Origin of the sequence: Methylobacterium sp. J-090 (assembly GCF_022829345.1) — a bacterium.
In the GTDB taxonomy this organism is placed as follows: domain Bacteria; phylum Pseudomonadota; class Alphaproteobacteria; order Rhizobiales; family Beijerinckiaceae; genus Methylobacterium.
On the sequence record NZ_JAKSXV010000025.1, the window covers coordinates 1 to 384 of the forward strand.

General features: G+C 58.3%; 2 rRNA genes. Both read right to left on the reverse strand.

Features of this window, described 5'->3' with window-relative positions:
* Positions 1-25 precede the first annotated feature (25 nt).
* A 5S ribosomal RNA gene (gene rrf / locus MKK49_RS03090) occupies positions 26-141 on the reverse strand.
* A gap of 140 nt (positions 142-281) precedes the next feature.
* A 23S ribosomal RNA gene (locus MKK49_RS03095) occupies positions 282-384 on the reverse strand; the annotation flags it as partial.

Below are 384 nucleotides of genomic sequence, written 5' to 3' on the forward strand. Positions count from 1 at the left end.
TGTTTGTGATTGATGTGCTGTGCAGGTCTGGCGGCGACCGACTCTCCCGTGTCTTGAGACACAGTACCATGGGCGCTGGTGCGTTTAACGGCCGAGTTCGAGATGGGATCGGGTTCTGGGCACACCGCTCAAACCACCAGACCGGCGCAGGACATCGTTCGGCAAGCTGGTCGACAGCCGTTAGGCGTCGACCGTTCTGGTCTTTTGTCTCTCTGACCGTCCGCTGATCGAAGCCGCTTTGCAGCGGCTGCCGAACCAAGTCACGGACATGGATCATGGGAGCGATCAAGTTCAATCGAGCGATTAGTACTGGTAAGCTCAACGCGTCACCGCGCTTGCACACCCAGCCTATCAACGTGGTGGTCTTCCACGGCTCTCAAGGGA